This window comes from Allobosea sp. NPDC055332 (assembly GCF_053645455.1).
On the sequence record NZ_JBSHMO010000015.1, the window covers coordinates 1 to 2,088 of the forward strand.

At 40.2% G+C, this 2,088-nt stretch carries 3 protein-coding genes; all 3 read right to left on the reverse strand.

Annotation, left to right across the window (positions count from 1 at the left end):
- Positions 1 to 100: 100 nt before the first annotated feature.
- Positions 101 to 646, reverse strand: a complete 546-nt coding sequence (locus ACWIGM_RS31230; RefSeq protein ID WP_016239046.1) for a hypothetical protein — start codon at positions 644 to 646, stop codon at positions 101 to 103.
- 269 nt (positions 647 to 915) lie between these two features.
- On the reverse strand, positions 916 to 1,443 hold the full coding sequence (locus tag ACWIGM_RS31235; protein ID WP_454029844.1) for a tail fiber assembly protein: 528 nt from the start codon (positions 1,441 to 1,443) through the stop codon (positions 916 to 918).
- 3 nt (positions 1,444 to 1,446) lie between these two features.
- A partial coding sequence (locus tag ACWIGM_RS31240) for a phage tail fiber protein (protein ID WP_454029845.1) occupies positions 1,447 to 2,088 on the reverse strand: 642 nt, incomplete at its 5' end.

The window sequence follows — 2,088 nt, forward strand, 5'->3', positions numbered from 1 at the left end:
GGTATATACCGCTCTGCGGTTATTATCCAGAATCAATAATTCATCTGAGTTGGATTACATATAAAACATAGTTACCCCATGAATAACCATTAGCAGATTATCAATTATGTAAATCTTTTGTTTTATGTTCTTTGGTGTGTTGTGACAACAAATGGCTATAGCGTTTAAGCAAAATATTAGAAAGATTAAGCTCATTCATGAAGTGTTCTTCTAATAAGTAACCATCAATATCAACTTTAATATCATTACCACTTTTCATCTTCTGTAACGTAGATTTTACACGCTCCAGCAGGATGCTTTGCTCATGGTAATAGTCCATAAGAAGAGTAACATCCTCTTTATCAAGCTTACTTAATTCGCTGAAGTAGGATTTAAACACTTTATCAGTCTGGTTTAATGCAATCTGTAAGCGAGGCCCCCCTAATGATTTGACATTAATGGCAAAAGGCTCGCCAACAAAATGCTCCGAATTTTCGTCAAAGCCAATATATCTCGTTTTATCAAGAAAAGTGAGAGCGCGATGGTTATTAGCGATTTCATATGCAAACATTGTTCTGATACTGTCCCTCTCAGCCTCCATAGTTATATCATCACGATGATTTGTATAAAATATATTTCCAACAAAGAGAACCATAGCAAGAATCACTGAACTTGCCTCCCAGTTAATATTTTTTAATCGTCGCTTAGTAAACATACCGCACCTTAATTATCAAAAATATTCCTTCAGTGTTATCTGGTTAGCCTAAACCAAGTCATTAAAGTCTGCAGGATATCATATACATAAAATGTATTGATTAGAATTTGCACTAATAAAATAATGCTTTACTAAAATCTACTCCAGACACAGAGCGGCCTGTCAGATTAGGCTTTACTCTGTGCCATAGATATGTTTGCTCACTCCAGAGATCATACAACTTATTGCGGCATTTCCGGCCATTCAGGATTTGCAGGATCCACACGACTGACCAGAACGCTGTAACGCTCCCATGCATCCAGTCGGCTACGCTCCTCATCTGTTGCCATGTTCAGTCTGACCGCGCGCTCCAGCGGCAAAATCACGGATTCAGCATCTGCAAGAAGTCTGGCTTTCCGGTTTTCTGCCTGCTGCAGCAATTCCTCTGCCGTATAAATGCGTTTAATCACTTTGCCGTCCTTAAACATCCAGTTCCCTGAAATGTCCGCCCGTCGGTTAGCAGTAATATCCGCCACTTCAACAACACTTAATCCATCCGGTCTGATAGCTGTCACATCCTTTTCCACATAGCGGATGATATTATCTTTGTCGTACGCTATTTTTATCGTGTCATCAGCAAAATACTTTTGTTCTTCGTACCAGTTCTTACCATCTTCTGAAAAAAACCAGACAACATCAAAATCCCTTGTCAATTGATATTGTTCAACCGTTTTTGGATTACCTGCCGTTATATTTATCAAATGCTGCATAAATTATACCTGCGCCACGTTGTACCATGTCCCGTTAATGTATTTCTGAACCGGTCTGTAATATACGCCACCAATGTTATCGGCAGAGTTTGAGCCGGTATCCTGAACAATAATGCCGGAATATACACACCCGGACGGTGCCTGATGTGTCCATGTCATGCCATTGTTCGCAGGTTTGTATGTGGCAGCACCACCAAGCCGAATATCCCGGACATAGCGTGAATCAAAATTACTATAGTTAGATGGTGATACCTGCCCGTTAACAGCAAAAGTGATGCTGTTATCTGTATTTCTCTGACTGTAAAAATGCCAGCCTGCATCATCACCTAATTCAGCCACCACCGGACGACTTGAGTTTCCCCACAAATTGAATGCGGCTTCCTTCGTGGATGTATTACTGCTGCTGACCGTGAATTTTTTCCCGCTACCGGCACGTACTTTGGTACTTGAGACAATATCACCAGTAACACTCAGGCCATGCCCCATTGATACAGCACCCGTGGCATCATTTATAATCAGTGGTCTTAAATTATTATAAGTGCCTAATCTGTCACCTGATTTAGTCAACATAAAATAAGTGCTGCTGCCATCATTCCTGATAAAGAATCCATAATTGCCATAAGTAATTAGTTTAGATTTAGGTGG

What these genes read in the sequence shown, in the direction of transcription:
- ACWIGM_RS31235 (WP_454029844.1), bottom strand. Translation starts at nt 1,443, where the DNA reads ATGCAGCATTTGATAAATATAACGGCAGGTAATCCAAAAACGGTTGAA.